Here is a 21096-nt window from a genome sequence, read left to right on the forward strand (position 1 = left end):
CCCCTCGGTCAAGCGGCCCTGACCTGCCCTGGCCGATCCGGCTCCGAGCGATAACGGGTCGTCGGGCCGTCGATGCCCAGGACTTTCCACACCTGCTTGGCGACCGGGTTCATGAGCCCGATCCGCTTGGCCAGGGTGCGAACGTCGCCGAAGAAGCCAGCGAAGGCTTCCTTGGACTCGGGCTGACCGAAGAAGACGTCCTTACGCACCTCGCGCGGGATGTCGAACTCCCGGAAGAACGCGCGCGGCGGGATCACGATGGCCCGCCCGCCGATCCACATGACGATCGGGAACGCCAGCGAGAGCACGAACTTGTTGAACGGGTTCGCCTGCGGCACATGATGCTCGAGGAACTCGTGCGCGAAGGAGATATGACGCGCCTCCTCGGCGATGTGAATCGCCATGACACCGCGCATGATCGGGTGCACGTCCTCGCCGGCGCGCAGAATCGCCTTCTGCACGTGGTCGATCGGCTCTTCGCCCGACAGCACCGCGATGAAGAACAGATTCGGGAACAGTGAGGCCAGCGCGGGCACGACATAGGTGAGCTGTTTGAGGAGCGGCCCCATGCCGGGCACGTCGATCCCGATGCGGTTGACCATCTCCTGGAACATCAGGGTGTGGTTGCACTCCTCGATGACCTCGTGGGTGCAGTAGCGGAACTCCGGCGAGCCGTTGCGCAGCTTGAAGGTGTGCTGCACCATGCCGCCGATGAGCAGGGTCTCGAACTGCAGGCCCACCTTGGCGATATTGGCCTGCCGCCACAGCCCGATGGCGATCTTGCGGGCCTCGGATTGGGCCTGATACCAGGGGTGACGGGCGAACATGTCACCGGAGACGGGCAGGATCCAGCGCTTGTCGTTCGGGGTGACCGCGAATTCGGGGTTGTCCCAATCGATATCGGTGAAAGGATCGAAGTGCTTGTCGACCGAACCCTGCGACAACAGCAGGAGCTTCTCGGCGTACTGCCGGGCGATGTCCAGCGTGGGATCGGCGTGTACGGGTGCTGACGTCATTGTCAGAGCCTCTCGGGAAGTGACCTAAGTAACTGTTCCCCATGGTTACACCTACACTGGCAAGCCGTCAACAAGAGATCGTTTACGACCAGAACCGCGGTCGCAGACCCCAGGACTCGAACTCGTCGACGATGTACTCACGCAGCGCGGCCCGGCTCGGGAAACGATCCGGATCGGCCCCGGTAATGGCGAGCGTGACCGTCTCACCATCGCTGGACCAGGACAGATTCAGCCCGATCTCGAGCCGCCGGAACAGCTCGGTGGCCCCGGTGCACACCACCGGGCGCATCAGTACCGAGCGGGCCCGCACCCCGGCGATGGTCACCACGCCCTGACCGGTCTCACCGAGGTTCGTGCACAGGCATTCAGGGGCCTTGGCAGTGCGCGAGAAATAGCCGAGCACGAAGGTCGGGAGCATCTGCTGGACCGGTTGCAGATGTTGCAGGGCCGGGGTGGTCGCCGGATCGGCGTAGGCGCGGGCGGCCTGTTTGATCGCGGTGCGCACCGCGCGCAGATCGGTGCGCTCCCCCTTGCGGTAGGTGACCGCGATGGGCAGGCCCGTGGTGGCATTGCCGCGCGGATCGTCGACTCCGCGCATCGAATGCGGGATGTCGACGCGGGCCGCCGCTCCGTCGGGTACCCGGCCCGCGCGGCCCAGAATTCCGACCGCCACCCCGACCATCAATCCGTTGGCAGTGCCGTCGTGCGCGGCGGCGACGGCATTCCATTCGGCGGCATCGACTTCCACGACCACGTCGGCCGCGGAATACTCGTCGGGCAGCAGCCGGCGCGGTTGCTCCGGCCGTGGATTGCGTTCGGGCTCACGGACATCACGGGCCGCATAGGCCGCACGAAGGCTCAGGGCCGCGGCTCGTAACTGGCCGAGCCCGTCGGCAAGATGAGCGCGCCACAGGCCGGTCGCGGGGGTGGTGCCCACCAACCGTCCCGAACTTGTTGCCGGATCGGGTGTGTCGCCGGACTCCAGTCGGCGCAGCGCGTCACCGACCGCGTAGAGCACCGCGCCGCCGTCCGAGCTGACGTGCGAGGTGACCAGCGAGACCAGTGTGCCGCCCTCGGTCGTGGGTGCGGCCGAGAGCCGCCAGACCCGGCCCGAGAGCGGGTCGAATTCCACCCGGCTCTGGGCGAAAAGCCAATCCAGGACGCCGCTCTCGGCGACCGGCTCGGCCTGGTAGGCCAGCGGTTGTGAGCCGTCGGCCGCCACCCACCAGGGCCGAGCGAACGGCACCGACGTCGACCGGACCCGCCGGGCCAGGAAGCCACTCGCCAGCTGGTCGTGGAAGCGTTGCAGCACAGCCGGTTCCAGCGGCTCGTCGAAGCGCCAGGCCAGCTGGTTGACCAGGGCGGTGCCGTACAGGTCGTGCAGTTTGAGGAACAGATCGTCGTCGGCGGTGAGCCGGTTGAGAACGGCGGTCATGGCATTCTCCGGATCAGCGTGCACGCAGGGTGCGAACGGTCAAGGGCGCGAACACGATCGCGACGAGGAGTGCGGCGACCACCGACCAGGCGAAGTCGGAGCCGACCGTGCCGGCGTCGGCCAGCGCACGCACGGCCGCCACCAGATGCGAGACGGGGTTGTAGTCGGAGACGTGACGCAGCCAGGTCGGCATGGCCGCCACCGGCACCAAGGCATTGGAGGCGAAGCTGACGAAGGTCAGCACCAGCATCGACATACCCTGCACGGCAGCGGGTTTGGCGACGGTCACGCCGATGAAGGCGAACAGCCAGCTCATGGCGGTGGTGGCGAACACCACCAGGGCCGCGCCCGCCACCAGGCCGAACGGATGGTCGGGCCGGTATCCCATGCCGAAACCGACCAGCAGCACCATCAGCGCCGCAATCACGTAGCGGGTCGCGCCCGCCAGCAGGGCGCCGGCGACCGGCGCGGAACGCGCGATCGGCATGGCGACGAAGCGGTCGAAGACACCCGAGCGAATGTCCTCGGACAGTTGAACTCCCATGGCCACCGAGGAGGTGAGCACGATCTGCACCAGCACGCCGGGGATCAGGGTCGGCAGGTACGCGTCCAGGCTGCCCGCGATGGCCTTGCCGAACACGCTGCCGAACAGCAACGGCCCGACGATGGGCAGCAGCACGGCGTCATAGAGCAACTGCGGGCTGTGCCGGAAGGTCAGCAGGCCGCGCTGCGCCATGAACAGGGACTGCGCCAGCGCGGCACGCGCGCCGACCCGGGTGAGGCGGGGCTGCCGCGCGATGCGCGCGGTCGGGTGCACGAGCACCGGGGTGGCGGAGACGGCGGTCATGCGCTGGCCCTTTCTGCGGGGAGCGAGGGGCGGGCCGGGCGCTGGGTCAGCGCCAGGAACACCGAGTTCAGGTCGGGGCGTTCGACCCCGAAGCCGCGCAGGCGGATTCCGCTGTCCCGGCAGGCGGTGATCACATCGGCGCCGGTGCCGATATCGCCGAGCGGGACGGTCAGGGTGGCCGGGTTGTCGCCGTGCAGCGGCGTGCTGCCGGTGAGTCGTTCGACGGCGGCGTCGGCCAGGGGGCGCTGTGCGGGATCGGCCAGGTCGATGCGCAGCATCTCCTCGCCGATGGAGGACTTCAGTTCCGCGGCGGTGCCCTCGGCGACGATATTGCCGTGATCGATGACGGCGATCCGGTCGGCGAGCGCGTCGGCCTCCTCCAGGTACTGGGTGGTCAGCAGAATCGTCGCGCCGCGCCCGACGAGACCGCGCACCACCGACCACATGCGTTCACGGGTGTGCGGGTCGAGCCCGGTGGTGGGCTCGTCCAGGAAGATCAAGGGCGGCACCGTGATCAGCGTCGCCGCCAGATCCAGCCGTCGCCGCATGCCACCGGAGAACGAGCCGACCCGCCGCTGCGCGGCACCGGTCAGCTCGAATTCCTCCAGCAGTTCCGCCGCCCGATCCTGCGCTGCGCGCTTGCTCAGCCCGAGCAGTCGCCCGAACAACCGCAGGTTCTCCCACGCAGTCAGGTTTTCGTCGACCGCCGCGTACTGCCCCGTGAGCCCGATCATCGACCGCACCGCGGTGGCCTGCCCCACCACGTCGTAGTCGAAAACCGTTGCGGTGCCGCGCGATGGCCGCTCCAGCGTGGCCAGCATTCGCACGGTGGTCGTCTTCCCGGCCCCGTTCGGCCCGAGCAGCGCGAACACCGTCCCCGCCTCGACCCGCAGATCCACCGCTTCCACGGCGCTCATACTCCCGAAACTCTTTCCCAGCCCGCGTGTCTCGATTGCGATCTCCGTGCTCATCGCACACCTCCGATCATGGTCGGCGTCTCGCGAACAGCGCTGTCCGGAACAATGGATTCAATGACATCGGCGGCGCGCCGGACCCCGTCGTCCCGGAACCCCGCACCGAAGGCGGCCGCCCAGGCAACCACCTCGGGTTCGGTCGCCCGAATCAGCAACCGCTCCAGTCGATTAGCGGTCAGTCCGGCGAACGGCGCGGTCGCCCCCAACCCGAGTGCTTCGATCTGCCTGCCCCAGTAGGGCTGATCGGCTTGCACCGAGCAGATCACCGACGGGATCCCGGCCCGCAGCGTCGCCGCCGTGGTCCCGGCCCCGCCGTGATGCACGGCCGCCGCACACATCGGCAGCACCGCCCCGTGATCGACCTGATCGACCACGGCGAAATCGCCGCCGATCCGCGGCCGGAACATGCTCCCAACCAATAGCATTCGACGACCGAGGCGGCGGCCGGCCTCCCGGGCGATCGACTCCGCCGCCACGGGATCGGCCACCGGCATGGAGCCGAATCCGACATAGACCGGGGGCGGCCCGTCACGTAGCCAGCGCGCAAGCGCCGGGTCGAGGTCGCCCGCGTCCGACGGCACCGGGAAACCGGTGAACGGCAGGTCGGCGAGTTCATCGGCGAGGCCCGGAAACAACTCTGGGTCGTATGCCTGAATCGCGGTGTATGCCGGGAGCTCTCGGGGCGCGCGATCCGGCCCGCCCCGAGCCGGGACATCGGTCCCCGCACCGGCCACCGCCCGACGAAAGGCCGCGAGTTCCCGCGCCAAGGCGCGGGCTCGCGCCGCGGTCAGCGCACGCCAGCCGAATCGGTGCAGTTCACCGGGCAGAGTGCCCGCCCAGGAGGCCGGGATCACCGGGACCGCACGGTTCGGGCGAATGGGGAAGAAGTGCACGGCCGCGAGCGGGATGGCGTGGTGGCGGGCCACTTCCGCGGCGACCTCCTCGCACGCCATCCCGGTGACGAGGACGTCGTTGTCCTCGCCGAGCGCGTCCAGATCGCGGGCGGCCTCGGCGAATCCGCGTCGTTGCAGATCGAGTACCGCCCGCACGCGGCCGAGCGGATTCACCCCGTGAAACCGGGGGTCGTCGCGCTGGGCGCGGAGTAACTCGTCGCTGCCGATTCCGAAGGGAACCGCCGAAACCCCGAGCCGCTCAGCGAACTCGACCAGATTCGGGGAGACGGCGACCGTCACTTCGTGCCCCCGGCTCGCCAACTCGCGCCCGATCAGCACACCCGGTTGCGCGTCACCGCGACTCCCGGCGAAGGCCAACAGCACCTTCATCGCACACCGCCGATCCCGCGACGCGTTCCGGGTGTGGCCGGTGTGCGAGTCAGTCCCGCCAGCCGTCCGGAGGTACGGCCCACCATCACGGTGGAGTGCGCGCTCATCGTGCGCTCCCGCGACGGAATCCGAGGCAGGGCCGGGCGGCCGCGTGTGCGGCCGCGGCCGAGAGCCGGTGGGTGCGGCCCGAGGGGTCGCGACCGAGCAGGCCACCCGGGCGGCTATCGCGTTGAGCGCCTGAGATCTTCGACAGGGCGCGCATGGGCTTACACCCGAGCCGGGGTCTGGGTGCGGGGCGGCGGTGCCGGGGCGGCGGGAACTGCCGCTTGCACCTCGGCCGGAGCGGACGGAACTCCGAAGGGATCCAGTGCGGCGGTGGTCCGGACCCCGGCGTCGCCGCCGGAAAGCCCTGCGGTGACCTGGTCGGTTTCGCGGCCTTGGATTTCCGATGCGGTGGGGATCGCGGGTGCGGTGGGGGCTTCGGGGTGGAGGCCGTGAGCGAATTCGACCATGGCTCGGGTGAATTCGGCGAGGAAGCGGTCCATTTCGACGGCCGGGAAGGAGGCGGGGAAGCGGGTGGAGAGGCGGAGGCCGTCGGCGGCTCGGACGATCCAGAAGAAGACCTCGTCGCCGGAGTAGGACTCGGCGCGCAGCGTGTGGCCGCGCAGGGATTCCACGAGTTGGTAGTCGGGCAGGACGCGGATATCGAGGAAGGAGATGCCGAAGCGGGGGTGGTCGGTGCAGTCCAGGAGCTCGAGGACGCGGGTCCAGGTGGCGTCGTTGGCGATTCGGGAGCGGCGCAGGGTGCTGCGGGTGGTTTCCAGGGCGCTGTCCGCGTCCAGGTCGGGGGCCAGGGTGATGTCGATGGGGACGACATTCACGAACCAGCCCATGGATTCGAGATAGCGCAGGTCCGGCCGGGTGGCGATGGGCATGATGGCGCGCAGCGAGATATACCCGAAGGTACGGCGGTAGGCGATGGCGAGCGCGGTGAAGACGGCGACCGACAGGCGGTGCCCGCGCGTGGTGACGGCCTGCTCGACCGCTTCGAGCTCGTTGAGCGACAGCAGCTTTCGCGAGACGCTGGCCTGCGGTCGCTCCGAGACCGCGGCACCGGACGAGGTGATGGCGGGTTCGAACCGGGGCAGCATGCCCGCGGAGCCGTCCAGGAAGCGCCGCCAGTAGCGCACGGGCTCGCAGTCGGTGGTGAGACTCGCGGCGGCGGTGCGCTCCCAGTGCGCGAAGTCGGCCGAGCTGCCGAAGGTCGGTGATTCACGCACCGGCTCGCCCGCCGCGACGGAACGGTAGAGGCTGCGCAGTTCCAGGATCACGATGGCCTGCGAGTAGGCATCCATGACCGAGTGGTCGGCGGCCACCAGCACGGTGAAGTCACCGGTGTCGGCGTGTTCCACGGTGGCCAGCAGGCAGTGCGGCCAGTCCAGCGGTGACAGCCGCGATTCCAGTGTGCCGGTGAGGTATTCGTTGATCTGCTCGGATCCGGTGATATCGGCCACCGGCTCGTCGATGACGGTCACGTCGGCCGCCGCGCAGACCAGCCGCCCCGGCTCGGCGGACCCGGCCGGATCGGTGTGCGGGGCAAGGGTGGTGCGCAGGCCCTCGTGGCGCGCATGCCACAGCCGCACCGTCTCACGCCAGTGCTCCGCATCGAGCGGCGCGTCCATTTCGAAAATGGTTCCGATCCAGCGGCCACGGCCCGGACGCGGGTCGGCGGCATCGGCATCGCGGCAGTGCCGCACGTGCACGCTGGCGAAGGGTCGCTCATCGGTGACCCAAGTCGACCCGGCGGCCAGGTCGGCCTGCCACAGGGTGAGTGCGCCTGGGCGCACGGCGAATTCGGACAGATGGGTGTAATCCACGACCGGTCTCCCTCATCTAATTCCACCTGGAACAGCCTGTTTGAATTCCGTAAATAAATCAGTCCGAGCGAAACCCTCGCTCCCGAACCGGTTTATAAGCTGTCCGGCGAATTGAAAGCTATTGCTCTACTTACCGGAGGATCCAGCGCCCGCTGCGGCGCTGCCGGTTCCCAATGCCTGTGCGGCCGTGCCACCGGCCTGCGCCGAACCGCTGGCGGCGCCGCTACCGGTGCCGAGCAGTCCGAGAACCGTGCCGGGCCCGGGGAAGAGCCCGGCGATACTGCCGCCCGCCGCACTGCCGGTGCCGAGCGCTCCGGCCAGCCCGGCGGCGGTCGAGCTGCCGGTGCCGAGGGCGGCGCTGCCGGTGCCGAGCTGCGGCAATACCGACGACTGCGCGGGCGGTGCAGGGGTATCCACGCCGACGGGGGCGGGAGCGTCGCCGCCCGCCGGCGCGGCGGTAGCCAAGGCAGGCGCGAGAAGGGGCACACAGATGCCCGCGAGAAGTACGGCCGCACGGGCCAATCGGGGTGCGTTCATGGCCTGTTTTCCTTTCACCTTCATCAGGACGAGCGCCGGGGGGAACGACGACTCGGTGGTCGCAGGTCGGTGGTGTGCGGCGGCGACGCTGCCGAGAATGGCACCCGATGGGAAATACTCCTTCGTCCATCGGTGGGTCGTAATCGACCTGCGCACCAAGAAAAACACCAAGATTCCAATACCGCAACCCTTAGCTGTGCAAACAATTGGTTAACGAATTGTTCTCTTTTTCTTCGAGTGTGCTTCAGGCCACTGCCGCACAGAATTCGGTGTCCACTTCACTTTTCGGGGCGCGCCCGGGCGAACCAAGATCGAAATTGAGTTGCTCGCAGGTGCCCGGTTTCTGGGATCCTGGGCTGGTGAACGCAGGGGAAATCACCGTCGAGTTCGCGCCCGAGTTGCGCGTCTTCGTCGGGCAGCGCGATGCCTCGCCGATCCGTATCGACGGCACCTCGACGCTGGGGCATGTGGTGGAGTCATTGGGCGTGCCGCTCACCGAGGTGGGTGCGCTCACGGTGGACGGCGAATCGGTTGCGGCCGGGCATATTCCGGCCGACGGCGAGACCGTCGGGGTGTCCTCGGTGATGCGCCCGCAGCCGAGCTCGGAGCCGCTGCGCTTCCTGCTCGACATCCACCTCGGCACCCTCACCCGGCGGCTACGCCTGCTGGGAATCGATGCGGCATACGAGAATCCGGATATCGGCGACGCCGCGTTGGCGGCCCGCTCAGCGGCCGAGCAGCGCGTCCTGTTGTCCCGCGACCGCGGCCTGCTGCGCCGTCGCGAAATCTATTCCGGCGCTTACGTCTACAGCCACCAGCCGGCCGAACAGCTGGATGACGTGCTGTCCCGCTTCGCCCCGCGGCTGGCGCCCTGGACCCGCTGCACCGCGTGCAACGGGGTGCTGCGCGCCGCCGAACGGGAGGCGGTGCGCGACCAGTTGCCCGGCAACACCGGCGAGAGTTACGACTCCTTCGCCCAGTGCGTCGACTGCGGCCAGACGTATTGGAAGGGCGCACACCACGCGCGCCTGGACGCGATCGTGGCGGACGCCCTGGCCAAATTCGCCTGACGGCAGCGCCCTGTTCGGCGACGAATCAGCGGGCGCGAGCGGCGGACGCGGCGGCGTCCAGGCGGGCGCCGAGCGCCTTGACCTGATCGCGCAGGGCCTCGATGTCCTCCAGCGGGACGCCGACCAGGTCCAGCACCGTGTGGATCATGTTCTGCGCACCCTGCTGGAGTTCACGGCTGGAGTCGGTGGCGTGCAGGACCACCGCGCGGCCGTCGGTCGCACTCCGGACGCTCTCGACCAGGCCGCGCGACTGTAGTCGCTGGACCAGGGGCGAGAGGGTGCCGTAGTCGAGATGAACCTGTTCGCCCAGATCCTTCATGGTGATGCCGGGGTGCTCCCACAAGGCCAGCAGCACCAGGTACTGCGGGTAGGTGAGGTTCATATCGTCCAGGAACGGCCGGTAGGCCGCGGTCATGGATCGTGACGTGGAGTACAGCGCGAAGCACAGCTGGGCGTTCAGCGACAGCAGCGCGTAGTCGATCTCCTCGTCCGCTCCGGCCCGATGCCCGTCGGGTGCGGAAGGCGGATGTTCGTGCATTACAGCACTGTACTGCGGACCGTGGCGAGAACTGCATCGGTGGCCACGCGATCGCCGACCGTGATGCGGATACCGGTCGGATACGCCTTGACGTGGATGTCCGCGCCCGCCAGCGCGGTTGCCACCCTTTCGGCCTGCGGGCCCGCCACGGTGAGGTAGGAGAAGTTGGCGTAGCTGTCGGGGACGCACAGGCCGAGCTCGCGCAGTCCGGCGGTGAGGTGGTCACGGTGTTCGCCGAGCACGGCCACCCGCGCCTCGATCTCCGGTTCCGCCTCGTAGCAGGCGCGCACCGCGACCTCGGCGAGCGCGGTCATCCCGAACGGCAATTGCCAGCGGGCGACGCGCTCGATGAGCTCGGGTGCGCCGATGCCGTAGCCGACCCGCAACGCCGCCAGGCCGTATGCCTTCGAAAAGGTACGCAGGACAAGCAGATTCGGGTAGCGGTCCAGCAGCCCGAACACGTCGATACGGTCGGCCTCGGCCACGAAGTCCACGTACGCCTCGTCCAGCACGACCGTGACCGAGGCGGGGATCTCCCGCAGGAAATCCTCGAATTCCCTTGGGGCGATCAGTGTTCCGGTCGGATTGTGCGGACTGCACACCACCACCAGCCGGGTCCGCTCGGTCACCGCGGCGGCCAGCGCCGCGAGGTCCTGGCGGCCGCCGCCGGTGAGCGGCACCGCGATCGGCCGCCCGCCCGCCATCGACACCAGGATCGGATACCCGTCGAAGGTGGGCGTCGCCATCACGACTTCCGCACCGCCGGAACCGAATTCCTGCACGATGTGCATGATCACGCCGGTCGCGCCCGCACCCACCACGATCCGGTCGGGTGCACAGCCGAGCCGCTCGGCGATCAGTCGCGGCAACCGCAGCGGCAGGAACTCGGGATAGCGGTTGGCCGAGGCCAGCGCCCGGCTCAGCGCCTCCCGCACCGACGGCGGCGGCCCGTAGGGAATTTCGTTGAGCTGCAACCGATGTCCGGCCGTCACCAGCGAGGTCATGACGCTCGCCCCCTTCAGCGCCCACCCCAGCGGACCGCGGCGGCCCCGGCGAAGTCGCCCGCATGCGCGAAGCCCGCGAGCATCACCACCGAACCCGCGGGTACCCGGCCCTCGTCGACGGCCCGGTCGAAGGTGACCGGAATGCCGGCGCCGAACAGGTTTCCGCAGTCGTCGAAGGTGTCGGGATGCTTCTCCGGCGGCAGCTGCAGCGCGTCACGCCAGTTGCGCAGGAACGCACGGTTGGGCTGGTTGGTGACCAGCAGATCGAGGTCCTGCGAGGCCACGTCGATGCGCTTGCACACCGCCTGCGCGACCTCCGGGACCAGCCGGTTGCCGCGCTGCAGCACCTTGGCGATCTTGGATTCGGTGAATCCGACGTGCATCTGGCCGGTTCCGGCCTCCCAGTAGCGGCGCGGCGGGTCGGCGATCACGGTCATCTGTCCGGCGAACTCCGGCAGGTGCCGGGTCTCGATATCGAGGATCGGTGAATCACCGGACTTCACCAGCAGTCCCGCGCCCGCGCCGTCGCCGGGGATGGCGGCCTGCGCCTTGCCGCGCACCTGCTCCTGGGTGAACACCTGCCCGGCCACGTTCTGCACGGTGACCACGAGCGCGGAGCGGGCGTCGGAGGACAGCAGGATCTGGCGGGCCAGCTTCATGCCGTAGACGAACGACGCGCAGCCGCCGTTGTGCAGGTCGATCAGCCATTCGGGCTTGATGCCCAGGCGCGCGGCCACCTCGCCGCCGTTGCCGACCACGCCGAGTTCCGGCAGCTGGGTGTGCACGATGAGAATGTCGATGTCGCGCAACACTTCCCGGCCCTGACGGCCCAGGATCGGGGCGACCGCCCGCTCGGCCATGTCGGCGGGGGTCTCGCCCGGGGCGACGTGGTGGCGGAACTTGGGGGCCTTGAACATGAAGTTCGAGGTGACCTCGTCCGGGTCGGCGTACTGCGCGAAATAGTCTGCGGGGACGATGTTCTCGGGTAGATACCCGGCCACGTCGATCAGGCTGACAGTGCTCATGCTCAGTTCATCCATTCCGGCTTGATCGGCTGGCCGTTGGCGTGACGGTGCTCGCAGATGGCCTTGAGGTTGCGCAGTTCCAGCAGGTGCCCGGCGGCGAAGAGATGCCAGAAGTCACCCACCCACACCGGACGGCCCTCGGGCTCGGTCTGCGGGTAGGCGTTCTCGTCGTAGAACGGGTGATGGCAATTGGTCCAGGTGACAACGGAACCCGACTTGTTCAGCACCAGTTGCGCGTCGACGACCCGCATCAGGTAGATCATCCACAGGTGGTCGGCCTGGTCCCAGGCGCAGTGGTAGTCCACCGTGCGCGCCTCGGGAACGGAGACCGTACGGGTGAAGATGCGGGTGTGCGAGCCGATGCGGTCATCCGAGACCCAGATCTCCGGATCCTCGGTCCGCTCGAAACCCCGCATGCTGTAGGTCCATTCGCACAGGCTGCGGGTGTCGGCGAGGTACTCGAACACCTCCTGCGGCGGCGCGTCGATGAATTCCGTGACGGTGCAGTACTGCCCGTAGATCTCATCGTGCGGGTAGACGGCGCGGGTCATGTCGAGCACCAGCGGCATGCCCTCCTTGAGGGCCATCGACTCGATGCGATACACCCCCGGAATGTCCAGGTCCGGAACCTCGATCGGCTCATCCTTGACGGTCTCGGTCATGCGAGGGGCTCCTTCAGAAAGGGGGCGAAGGGTGGGATTTCATCGGGGTCACACTGCAGTTCGATGAAGACGGGCCCGGGTATTGCCCGCGCCTTCTCCAACGCGTTCTCGAATTCGGTGAGGGTGCGAGCGGTCCAGGTCGGCAGCTCGGGGAACATGGCGGCCACGCCCGACCCGATCTCGGCCGCCCGAAACCGGTTGAAGCTGTAATCGCCGGAGTAATAAACCTGCTCACGCGTCACACACATGGCGTGCGCGTTGTTGTTGAAGATCACGAACGTGACGGGCACCTGATACTCGACCGCGGTATGCACCTCATGCCCGTGCATGAAATACGCACCGTCCCCGGCGATCACGACCGTCCGACCGCCACGCCCGAGCGCACACCCGATCCCGGCCCCGAACGAATACCCCATCCCGCCCATCCCGAGCGCGATGAGAAACCGCCCATCCTCGGGAACCCGCAGATGGTGCACCACGGCGGCACCGGTGTTGCCGGCATCCGCGACCACATCCGTTCCCGGCTCCAAAGCGGATTCGAGGGCCGCGACCGCCTCCCGATACCGGACACCGGGCCCCGAGACCGGCGGAACCGACAACTCAGGCAGGGCGGCGCGTGGCTCGGAGACCGCTGGATCTGGTTGCGGCACAACCGAATCCGTGGATATCAGTGCCGCGACCTCGCGGAGTGTTGGAGCCAGGGGGCCGCATGCGCGGGCATGTGTGTGGACGAACGGATCCTCGGCGCCCACGTGTACCACGCGGGCGCACGCGGCCAGTGGGCCGTCCAGTCCGGCGCGGGCTGTCATCGACATGCTTGCGCCGGCCAACAGGCACAGGTCGGCGGTGGCCACCAGGTCGCCCGCTCCGGGGTGGCCCATGACGCCGACGACACCGGCGAAGTGTGGATCGCGATTCGGGAAGGCGTCCTTGGCATCCGGGGTCACCAGCACCTTGGCATCCATCGCCCGCGCCAACGCCGCCAACTCCGCTCGCGCGTCGACCAGGCCGACCTCCGGTCCGGCGATGATGACCACTCGCGCCCGCACCGGCAGATCGGCGACTACCGCCTCCACTGCGGCGCGAGCCACCTCCGTCATCCCGCCGCGCGACCCACCCGTCACCGTGGCGTGCGCCCCACGTGTCATCCCGGCGTGCACCTCACCCGTCATCCCGGCGTGTTTTTGGCCGGGATCCACACCGCCGCGTTGGATTCCGGCCAAGGGCGCGCCGGAGTGACGAGGGAGTGCTGTCGCCTGGATGTCTTTGGGCAGCAGCAAAACTGCGGGACCGCCTCCGAGTGCTGCGTCTATTGCCCGGTCCAGTTCGTCGGAAATATCTTCCGGGCTGGTCACTTTGGCGCAGTACCGGGACACCGCACCGAAGATGCGGCGGGCGTCCAGGCGGCCAGGGAGGCCGCTGGTGTCCTGGAATGCGCCGCGACCCTCGAGTGCGGTGGGAGGCTGGCCGACCAGGGCGAGTACGGGGACTCGGGAGTCGAATGATTCGGTGAGGGCCGCAAGGAGATTCATGGCTCCGCCACCGGATGTCGCCGCCACCACGCCGAGGCGGTTGGTGGCGCGGGCGTAGCCGTCCGCCATGGTGGCCGCACCGAATTCGTGTTTGGCGATCAGGCCGGTCAGGGTCGGGTGGCGGTGGACGGCGTCGTACAGGTCTTCGATATTGGCGCCGCCCACGCCGAAGAGGTGGTCGGTGTGTGCTGCGAGGCGTTCGACGATGAGGTCGGCCACGGTGCTTGTCCCCTGCTTGCTCTCGGACACGGTCCCCCGTTTCGCTTGACTCGTCCGCGATACATCGCACACAAGGTATCTACTCGAAGGTAAGTTAATCAACGTGTCACAGATCACATGGTTGCCTGAAAAATGCTGTTAGCCAGGGCAATTAGGTAAGCGAAGACCCCGCCGCGGGACAGTGGCGGCGGGGCCCGGGTCCGGGTGCAGGGGGTAACCGGACCGCATCTGGACGGCTACCGGTTCAGGACCGGTACATCCGTATCAACGAAGCGCGACCCGTTGCGGTTCACGGCGAGCGCCCGATGGGCGTGCCGACTTTCCGAAGACCGCATGCGCCAGGCGCAGGCAGCGGATGTCACCGTTGAGCGTGAGGCCCAGCCGGTTGGGGACGTAGGCGAAGGACAGACCCGTCTCGGGGTCGGCGAAACCGAGCGAACCGCCCATACCGGGCGTGCCGTAGGCGCGGTGGTCGGGCGAACCGAACGGGAAAGTGGGACAGGACTTCCGGAAGCCCAGGTGGAAACGCGTCGTGGTCTTCAGCACGGCATCGGGTGCGGGCACCGGACCCGGATCGCCGATACGCGCGCGCACCTCATCGGCGATCGGCAGCTCACCGGTGAGCCCGGCGGCGTAGATGCGCGCCAGCGCGCGAGCCGAACCGACGCCATTGCTGCCGGGCAGTTCCACCGACATGATCTCCGGACGCACGAAATCCTCCGGCATGCCCAGATCCGGGACCGCCAGCGCCCGGAAGAGCTGACCGCGCCGCAGCAATGCCGGAATCGCTTGATTCCACGCGATATTCCGCTCGTGCCGCAGCGCCAGGCCCTGGGTCCGGGTCAGGTGCACCATGCGGTCACCACCGAGATCCGCGCCCAGCCCCAGTGTGAAATCGACACCCAGCGGTCCCGCGATGTCCTCGGCGATGACCTGCCGAATGCTGCGCCCGGCCGGATCGGCACGACGCACCAGCTCATTGATGAACAGGCCGATGCTCACCGGGTGGTAGCCCTGCCGGGTGCCCGGCGTCCACGCGGGCCGCTGCGCCGCCAGTATCCCCGCGACGCGGTCCAGATCCCGCAGCTCCGCCAAGGTCATCCGGGTGTCGCGCAGGATGTGCAGACCGACCTGATGATCGATGAGCTGCCGGACCGTCACCTCGCCCTTGCCACGCGCCGCGAACTCCGGCCAGTAGCGCGCCACCGGCTCGTCGTAGTCCAGCTGCCCGCGCGACACCAGGATCGCGAGTACCAGTGCCGCAACGCCTTTCGTGCTGGAGAAGACCGGTGCGATGGTGTCGCGTTCCCACGGCAGCCGCCGCACCGGGTCGCGCCAACCGCCCCACAGATCCACCACCGGGGTGTCCCCGTCGAATACCGCGACCGCCGCGCCGATCTCACCGTGGCGTTCGAAATTCCGGCGGAAGGCGTCGGCGACCCGGCCGTATCCCGGCGCGACAGCACCGTGCGTCATCGTCTCAGTCATCCCTGGTCTTCCCTCTGGGCGCCGGTGCTGCTTCGGGCCTCGAGGGCGAGCCTAACGAAACGCGCGCTCCAGTTGACGACCCCAGACATTGAATGGGACATACCCCACCGCGAGACCGCGCGGGCCGAGTATCCGGCCCATGCGTTTGAGCGTGCGCAGGTTCAGCTGACGCTCGGTGATCCGCAGTTCCGGGAAGGCGCGCTGCAACCGGGTCTCCAGCGCGACCCCCTCACGGGGACTGCGCAGCCAGCCGATGAGCATGACATTGCTGTCATCGGCGGTCGCGACGCACAGCCGGATCTCGGGCCAGCTCGCCAATGCCGCACCCAGCTCGTCCAGCTCGGAGGCGGGCAACTGCGCCCAATAGTTGGCGGTCACCGTCCATCCGGCGGCCTGCTCCGCGAAATCGCAGCGCAGCACGAGCCGCCCCGAGCGCGTCATCTCCGAAATGCGGCGGCGCACCGTCGTTTCGGTGAGACCGGTGTCGCGGGCCAGGTCGGCGATGCTGCGGCGGCCGTCCACGGACAAGGCCAGCACGAGCGCCGCGTCACCGGGCAGCGGCCGCGAACGGGCCGGGGCCGCGGCGCGCGGATCGGTCAGCAGCGTGCGCTGACCGGGATCGAGAGATTGCGGACGCCAATGGCTGCCTTCGACATACACGTGCACATTGACCGCGGTGCGGATCTCCTCGACGCCGGGCAGGGTGGCCAGTTCCCGCGCGATGAAATCGTCCAGCGCCGCGAGACCCTCGACCGCGACCGACAGTTGTAGTCCGAAGCTGCCGGTGAGGCGGTCGACGCTGAAGACATACGGCATGCCGGTCACCCGCTCGGAGATCTCGGTCAAGTGCTCGGCGCGGCAACGCAACCGCAGGTAGGCGATGGTGGCAAACTCCGGCGCGTACGCGGTGATCCAGGCCAGACCCGAACCGGTCAGCTGCTGCCAGCGGCGGGCGGCGGTGGTGGCGTCGATGCCGAGCGAGGCCCCGATCCGGGTCCATGAGGCTCGCGGATTGATCTGCAGCGCATTCACCAAATCCAGGTCACGTTCATCGAAAGCGGCGAGTGCGGCGGATTCCGGCACGACGCTCCCATCGATGGCGGTATCCGGCGAATCAGCCGTATCCTCGGGCATGGGGCCCAGTGTGGCATTCAGCCACTCCTCCCGCCGTGAAGGGGCTTGGATGCCACGCACCACCCGGATAACCATCATGCTGCTGTTCGCGGCGTGGGTGGTCGATTACATCGACCGGACCGTCATCAATTTCGCGCTGCCGTCCATCGGCCACGATCTCGGTCTCACCCACACCCAACAGGGTCTGCTGGTGTCGGTGTTCTTCATCCCCTACGCGCTCATCCAGATTCCCGGCGGTTTGCTGGCGGACCGCTACGGCGCGCTGAAGGTGGGCGTCATCGGGCTGACGGCCTGGTCGGTCTTCACCGGATTGACCGCCGTGGCCTGGTCTTTCGCGGCACTGATGGGCATCCGCTTCCTGTTCGGGTTGGTGCAGGGCGTCTTTCCGGCGGCCGCCATCAAGGCGCTGGCCGAACGCAGTCGGCCCGAACAACGTACGACCGCGGCCGGCTGGACCAACGCCTCCAATGCGGCCGGGCTGCTGCTGGCGGCGGGAATCGCCGGGGTCATGCTGCCGACGGTGGGATGGCGGGCGATGTTCGGCGTCATCTCGGTGCTGGGGGTGGCCGTCATCCTGGCCTGGCGGCGCTGGATGCCGGAACCGCTGGTGCAGGACGAGATTCCGGTGGCGGACCCCGGCAGCAAGACCGAACGCCGGGCCGTCCTGCTCTCGCCAGCGCTGCTCGGGTTCGCGGTGATCTTCTTCGGCTATGACGTGCTGGTATGGGGTGTCACCTCGTGGACGCCGACCTATCTGCACGACCAGTACGGAATTTCCAACGGCGGCATCGCCTTTGCCGCGGTACCGACGACCCTCGCCGCGGCGGCCGGGGTGGTGCTCGGAGCCCGGATCTCCGACCGGATCGGCGGGCGGCCGCGGGTGATCGTGGTCCCGGCCATGGCGTTCACCGCCGCAATGCTTTTCGTGCTGCCCCGGGCCGGGTCGTTCCCGCTGTTCGTCCTGGTAGGCACGGTGATGAGCGTCGCCGCCGGGCTGGCCTACATGCCCGCGTTCGCGGTGCCGCTGCGCGCGCTGCCCAGCGCGTCCATCGGGGCGGCCACCGGGGTGATCATCTTCGGCGGTCAGCTGGCCGGGGTGATCAGTCCGGCCGCCTTCGGTTTCATCACCGATCGGCTCTCGTACACAACGGCTTTCGAAACAATGGCCCTCGGACCGCTACTGGCTCTGGCCGCAGCGGCCATGGTCCCGCAAACCGCCGAGGCGTTCCGGACAAAGCTGTCCCGGCGCACCCCGGCGCCCGTCCCCTCGAAGGAGAGTCTCACATGAGCGCATCCGGCACTGCCGCACAACGGCTTTCGGACGGCGAGCACTGGCAGCAGGTGTATCGGCACCTGCACGCGCACCCGGAACTGTCGAGCCAGGAGCATGCCACCGCCCGCCTGATAGCCGACGAGCTGCGTGCCCTGCCCGGCTGGGAGGTGACCGAGAATGTCGGCGGCACCGGCGTTGTCGGTGTGCTGGCGAGCGGTCCCGGCCCGGTGGTGTGGTTGCGGGCGGATATGGATGCGCTGCCGGTGCAGGAAGAGACCGGCCTCGACTATGCTTCCACCGTGCCCGGTGTCATGCATGCCTGCGGTCACGACGTGCACGTCACCGCCCTGCTCGGCACCTGCGCGGAATTGGCCGCGAATCCGTTGCCCGGCACCGTGGTCGCGCTCTTCCAGCCCGCCGAGGAGACCGGTTCGGGTGCGCAGGGGATGCTCAATGACGGTCTGCTGGAACGGTTCCCGCACCCGCGCATCGTGCTGGGTCAGCATGTCAGCCCACTGCCGGCCGGCATCATCCTCTCCAAGTCCGGGACCCTGATGGCCGCCTCCGATTCGGTCCGCGTCACCTTCCTCGGCAAGGGCGGCCACGCCTCCCAGCCGCACACCGCCATCGATCCGCTGCTCATGGCGGCCTCGCTGGTGGTGCGCCTGCAGTCGCTCACCGCTCGCCAGACCGCGACCGCTTCCACTCCCGTGCTGACCGCCGGAGCCCTGCACGCCGGTACCCGGCCCAATATCATCGCCGACACCTCCGAGGTGCTGCTGAGCCTGCGGACCTTCACCGACGGTTCCCGCAATCACATGATCGAGGGCATCCAGCGCATGGCCGAGGCCGAGGCCGCCGCCGCGGGCGCGCCGCAGGAGCCCAAAGTCGAGTTCTACGACCACTTCCCGGTCACCGAGAACACTCCCGGCGACACCGAACGGGTCCTCGCCACCCTCACCGACGCGGGGTTGCCCGTCATGCCGATGGAACGCCCGATCACCGGCAGTGAGGACTTCGGCGCGTTCGGCACCGCGGCCAAGGCCCCGTCCGTCTTCTGGCACATCGGCGGCATCGACCCCGCCCGATTCACGCCGGAAGATCAGGCGTTCATGCTGACCGAAGGCGCACTGCCGCCGCGGTTCCCGTCCAATCACTCCCCCCGCTTCGCTCCCGACCCCGACCAGGCGCTCCCCACTGCCATCACCACCATGGTCACCGCCGCACGCGCCGAACTGACCCGCTCCTGATCCGCCCCTGATCCGGCCACCTGGTCGAAACAGCCTGCCCGCCAACGCCGGTCGGCCTAGTGCCTGCGGGTACGGGCCGCCTCGATGCGGGCGGCGAGTTCGACCAGGTCGGCGGCCGGACCGGTGGGCGGGGTACGGCGATGCCAGATCGCCCGGAACTTCCTGGTCAAGGTCATCGCATCGGCCAGCGGTATCTCACGGAGCGTGCCGGCCCGCAGTTCGTGGGCCACAATCAGGCGACTGACCACTGCCGGGGCGGCACCGCTGCGCGCGGTGGTGAGAATCGCTGCGGCGGAACCGAGTTCGGCGGCGGGCGGGGCGGGCGTGCCGTGCATCTCCAGGGTCTCCCACACCGTGTCCCGGGTTCCGGAACCCTTCTCCCGCCACAGCAGCGGCGTATCGGCGAGCTCACGCGGGGTCAAGGCCCGGCGGCGGGTGGCCCAGGGATGGTGGGGTGCGACGATCACCACCAGTTCATCGGCGGCCAGCACTCGACTGCCCAATCCCGTTGGCGGATGCGGCCCTTCGACGAAACCCAGTACCGCCTCGCGGTCCCGGACCGCGGTCGTCACCTGCTGGGAGTTCGCCACATCCAATGTCACTGCCAATTCCGGATGCAGTTTCCGCAGTGCCGTCAACCAGTGTGGAATGCGATGGTCGGCCAGCGTCGTCGAGGCCATGATTCGCAAACTCGAGCGTGGGACGGTCTGTAGTGCCGCGATGCCGACGGTCAACTCCAGTGCCGCTGCCAGTACCGGTCGGCCGAGTTCGACCACGGCATGCCCGGCATCGGTCAGTACCGATCCCGTCCGCCCTCGATCCAGCAGCCGCAGTCCCACTCGCCGTTCCAATGCGCTGACCCGCATGCTCGCCGCAGGCTGACTGATCCCGTGTCGCCGCGCCGCAGCCCCCAGGCTCCCCAACTCCGCCACCGAAGCCAGCAGCTCCAATGACTCCAGATCCGGCGTCCCCGGCGGCAAGCTCATAAGCTCAGCTTATGACGTGGAAGGCATCGGCTCACTAGCCGGTGGCCCGTGTCGGCCGGAGGATCGGTCCTATCCGCAAGTCGCGGACCATGATTCGAAGGAGCGCACCGTGACGTTCGTAGTCGGCGCCGCCTGCATTGATGTTCTGGACAAAGCCTGCATTGAGGAATGCCCGGTGGATTGCATTGCCCTCGGTGAGCGTATGGCGTATATCGATCCCGACCAATGCACCGACTGCGGAGCATGTGAACCTGCCTGCCCGGTCTCCGCGATCTACTACGAGGACGATATGCCGTCGGGTCAGGAGCACTTCGTTGCCGAGAATGCGCGCTACTTCAAAACTTAAAGAGCCAAAAGCGGAAAAGCGGAAAAGATAAAAGCGGCCTGGAGGAGGAGTTGGGAGGGGGCTGGGTTGAGCTCGCCGAGTGGCGGTACCAGCCACCTCACCGACCGGGAAGTGCATCGTTTCGGTGGAATTGTCGAAAGAACAAGACCAAGAACACGAATCCGACGTGGGCGGGTGGGGAGGGGATGCTCGGGCGGGCGGCGTAGCCGCGTTTACGGACGGCCAGCGGGCTCAAGCAGGCGGCGTAGCCGCGTTTCCGGACCGGCTGGCGGGCTCGAGCAGGCGGCGTAGCCGCGTTTACGGATCCACTGTCAGGGGCGGGTGGGTGGGGCACCCGAGGCGGACCGACCGTTCGGTGGGCAGTCGCTGCGCTGTGAAGTTGTCAAAGAACCTCGAGATTGTCGCCGAAGGCGCACTGCCCGACGGTTTTCGTCGAGTGGCACATTCTTGGGCGATTTGCACTGTTCTCCCCTCGAAAATGTGCCACTCAGCGTTGAGAGCGGTGGAGCGGTGGAGCGGTGGAGCGGTGGAGCGGTGGAGCGGTGGAGCGGTGGAGCGGTGGAGCGGTGGAGCGGTGGAGCGGTGGAGCGGTGGAGCGGT

General features: G+C 68.3%; 18 protein-coding genes and 1 pseudogene. 4 read left to right on the forward strand and 15 right to left on the reverse strand.

What is annotated here, in order from left to right; all coding sequences use genetic code 11:
- Positions 1-8: 8 nt before the first annotated feature.
- The 7 genes from ACFXHA_RS18155 to ACFXHA_RS18185 form a co-directional block, all read right to left on the reverse strand.
- Complete coding sequence (locus ACFXHA_RS18155; RefSeq protein WP_379358010.1) at positions 9-1016, reverse strand: diiron oxygenase; 1008 nt, start codon at positions 1014-1016, stop codon at positions 9-11.
- Positions 1017-1098: 82 nt separating this feature from the next.
- Positions 1099-2451, reverse strand: a complete 1353-nt coding sequence (locus ACFXHA_RS18160) for a hypothetical protein (protein ID WP_379358012.1) — start codon at positions 2449-2451, stop codon at positions 1099-1101.
- A gap of 13 nt (positions 2452-2464) precedes the next feature.
- Positions 2465-3298, reverse strand: a complete 834-nt coding sequence (locus ACFXHA_RS18165) for an ABC transporter permease (RefSeq protein WP_379358014.1) — start codon at positions 3296-3298, stop codon at positions 2465-2467.
- A complete protein-coding gene (locus ACFXHA_RS18170; RefSeq protein WP_379358016.1) occupies positions 3295-4215 on the reverse strand; it encodes an ATP-binding cassette domain-containing protein in 921 nt (306 codons plus the stop codon). Before ACFXHA_RS18170 ends, ACFXHA_RS18165 begins: the two co-directional genes overlap by 4 nt.
- 50 nt (positions 4216-4265) lie before the next feature.
- Complete coding sequence (locus ACFXHA_RS18175) at positions 4266-5555, reverse strand: glycosyltransferase (RefSeq protein ID WP_379358018.1); 1290 nt, start codon at positions 5553-5555, stop codon at positions 4266-4268.
- A gap of 266 nt (positions 5556-5821) precedes the next feature.
- The gene (locus ACFXHA_RS18180) at positions 5822-7432 is read right to left on the reverse strand and encodes a condensation domain-containing protein (RefSeq protein WP_379358020.1); all 1611 of its coding nucleotides are present in this window, start codon (positions 7430-7432) and stop codon (positions 5822-5824) included.
- Positions 7433-7558: 126 nt separating this feature from the next.
- A complete protein-coding gene (locus ACFXHA_RS18185; protein ID WP_379358022.1) occupies positions 7559-7969 on the reverse strand; it encodes a hypothetical protein in 411 nt (136 codons plus the stop codon).
- 359 nt (positions 7970-8328) lie between these two features.
- Here ACFXHA_RS18185 and ACFXHA_RS18190 point away from each other — a divergent pair, with 359 nt between their 5' ends.
- Complete coding sequence (locus ACFXHA_RS18190) at positions 8329-9039, forward strand: Mut7-C RNAse domain-containing protein (protein ID WP_379358024.1); 711 nt, start codon at positions 8329-8331, stop codon at positions 9037-9039.
- Positions 9040-9064: 25 nt separating this feature from the next.
- Here the strand turns inward: ACFXHA_RS18190 and ACFXHA_RS18195 are convergent, their stop codons facing one another.
- From ACFXHA_RS18195 to ACFXHA_RS18225, 7 genes are all read right to left on the reverse strand, one after another.
- On the reverse strand, positions 9065-9577 hold the full coding sequence (locus ACFXHA_RS18195; protein ID WP_379358026.1) for a MarR family winged helix-turn-helix transcriptional regulator: 513 nt from the start codon (positions 9575-9577) through the stop codon (positions 9065-9067).
- Positions 9577-10581 (reverse strand): pyridoxal phosphate-dependent aminotransferase, encoded by a 1005-nt coding sequence (locus ACFXHA_RS18200; protein ID WP_379358028.1) that lies wholly within the window; start codon positions 10579-10581, stop codon positions 9577-9579. The genes ACFXHA_RS18195 and ACFXHA_RS18200 overlap by 1 nt, the downstream gene beginning before the upstream one ends.
- Positions 10582-10595: 14 nt before the next feature.
- Positions 10596-11606: a 3-oxoacyl-ACP synthase III family protein gene (locus ACFXHA_RS18205; protein ID WP_379358030.1), complete on the reverse strand. Its 1011-nt coding sequence runs from the start codon at positions 11604-11606 to the stop codon at positions 10596-10598.
- Positions 11607-11608: 2 nt separating this feature from the next.
- Positions 11609-12268, reverse strand: coding sequence for an SRPBCC family protein (locus ACFXHA_RS18210; RefSeq protein ID WP_379358032.1), 660 nt, complete (start codon positions 12266-12268; stop codon positions 11609-11611).
- On the reverse strand, positions 12265-14049 hold the full coding sequence (locus ACFXHA_RS18215) for a thiamine pyrophosphate-binding protein (protein ID WP_379358034.1): 1785 nt from the start codon (positions 14047-14049) through the stop codon (positions 12265-12267). Before ACFXHA_RS18215 ends, ACFXHA_RS18210 begins: the two co-directional genes overlap by 4 nt.
- Positions 14050-14283: 234 nt before the next feature.
- On the reverse strand, positions 14284-15507 hold the full coding sequence (locus ACFXHA_RS18220; RefSeq protein WP_379358036.1) for a serine hydrolase domain-containing protein: 1224 nt from the start codon (positions 15505-15507) through the stop codon (positions 14284-14286).
- A gap of 51 nt (positions 15508-15558) precedes the next feature.
- Complete coding sequence (locus tag ACFXHA_RS18225) at positions 15559-16641, reverse strand: Lrp/AsnC family transcriptional regulator (RefSeq protein WP_379358038.1); 1083 nt, start codon at positions 16639-16641, stop codon at positions 15559-15561.
- A 49-nt stretch (positions 16642-16690) separates the two neighbouring features.
- Between ACFXHA_RS18225 and ACFXHA_RS18230 the strand changes: the two genes are divergently transcribed.
- Both ACFXHA_RS18230 and ACFXHA_RS18235 read left to right on the forward strand, forming a co-directional pair.
- Positions 16691-17929 carry an MFS transporter gene (locus ACFXHA_RS18230; protein ID WP_379358040.1) on the forward strand — a complete coding sequence of 413 codons (1239 nt, stop codon included), beginning with the start codon at positions 16691-16693 and terminating at the stop codon, positions 17927-17929.
- Positions 17926-19164 (forward strand): amidohydrolase, encoded by a 1239-nt coding sequence (locus ACFXHA_RS18235; protein WP_379358042.1) that lies wholly within the window; start codon positions 17926-17928, stop codon positions 19162-19164. The genes ACFXHA_RS18230 and ACFXHA_RS18235 overlap by 4 nt, the downstream gene beginning before the upstream one ends.
- Positions 19165-19220: 56 nt before the next feature.
- On the opposite strand, the gene ACFXHA_RS18240 is transcribed toward ACFXHA_RS18235, so the two are convergent.
- Positions 19221-20150: a LysR family transcriptional regulator gene (locus ACFXHA_RS18240; RefSeq protein ID WP_379358044.1), complete on the reverse strand. Its 930-nt coding sequence runs from the start codon at positions 20148-20150 to the stop codon at positions 19221-19223.
- 109 nt (positions 20151-20259) lie between these two features.
- On the opposite strand from ACFXHA_RS18240, the pseudogene ACFXHA_RS18245 reads away from it, so the two are divergent.
- Positions 20260-20487: pseudogene (locus ACFXHA_RS18245) on the forward strand (indolepyruvate ferredoxin oxidoreductase subunit alpha); the annotation flags it as partial.
- Positions 20488-21096: the final 609 nt, after the last annotated feature.

Source organism: Nocardia sp. NPDC059240, from assembly GCF_042753865.1.
In the GTDB taxonomy this organism is placed as follows: Bacteria; Actinomycetota; Actinomycetes; order Mycobacteriales; family Mycobacteriaceae; genus Nocardia.

What these genes read in the sequence shown, in the direction of transcription:
- ACFXHA_RS18160 (WP_379358012.1), bottom strand. Translation starts at nt 2,451, where the DNA reads ATGACCGCCGTTCTCAACCGGCTCACCGCCGACGACGATCTGTTCCTC.
- ACFXHA_RS18210 (WP_379358032.1), bottom strand. Translation starts at nt 12,268, where the DNA reads ATGACCGAGACCGTCAAGGATGAGCCGATCGAGGTTCCGGACCTGGAC.
- ACFXHA_RS18220 (WP_379358036.1), bottom strand. Translation starts at nt 15,507, where the DNA reads ATGACTGAGACGATGACGCACGGTGCTGTCGCGCCGGGATACGGCCGG.
- ACFXHA_RS18230 (WP_379358040.1), top strand. Translation starts at nt 16,691, where the DNA reads ATGCCACGCACCACCCGGATAACCATCATGCTGCTGTTCGCGGCGTGG.
- ACFXHA_RS18170 (WP_379358016.1), bottom strand. Translation starts at nt 4,215, where the DNA reads ATGAGCGCCGTGGAAGCGGTGGATCTGCGGGTCGAGGCGGGGACGGTG.
- ACFXHA_RS18235 (WP_379358042.1), top strand. Translation starts at nt 17,926, where the DNA reads ATGAGCGCATCCGGCACTGCCGCACAACGGCTTTCGGACGGCGAGCAC.
- ACFXHA_RS18155 (WP_379358010.1), bottom strand. Translation starts at nt 1,016, where the DNA reads ATGACGTCAGCACCCGTACACGCCGATCCCACGCTGGACATCGCCCGG.
- ACFXHA_RS18175 (WP_379358018.1), bottom strand. Translation starts at nt 5,555, where the DNA reads ATGAAGGTGCTGTTGGCCTTCGCCGGGAGTCGCGGTGACGCGCAACCG.
- ACFXHA_RS18240 (WP_379358044.1), bottom strand. Translation starts at nt 20,150, where the DNA reads ATGAGCTTGCCGCCGGGGACGCCGGATCTGGAGTCATTGGAGCTGCTG.
- ACFXHA_RS18185 (WP_379358022.1), bottom strand. Translation starts at nt 7,969, where the DNA reads ATGAACGCACCCCGATTGGCCCGTGCGGCCGTACTTCTCGCGGGCATC.
- ACFXHA_RS18205 (WP_379358030.1), bottom strand. Translation starts at nt 11,606, where the DNA reads ATGAGCACTGTCAGCCTGATCGACGTGGCCGGGTATCTACCCGAGAAC.
- ACFXHA_RS18225 (WP_379358038.1), bottom strand. Translation starts at nt 16,641, where the DNA reads ATGCCCGAGGATACGGCTGATTCGCCGGATACCGCCATCGATGGGAGC.
- ACFXHA_RS18165 (WP_379358014.1), bottom strand. Translation starts at nt 3,298, where the DNA reads ATGACCGCCGTCTCCGCCACCCCGGTGCTCGTGCACCCGACCGCGCGC.
- ACFXHA_RS18200 (WP_379358028.1), bottom strand. Translation starts at nt 10,581, where the DNA reads ATGACCTCGCTGGTGACGGCCGGACATCGGTTGCAGCTCAACGAAATT.
- ACFXHA_RS18195 (WP_379358026.1), bottom strand. Translation starts at nt 9,577, where the DNA reads ATGCACGAACATCCGCCTTCCGCACCCGACGGGCATCGGGCCGGAGCG.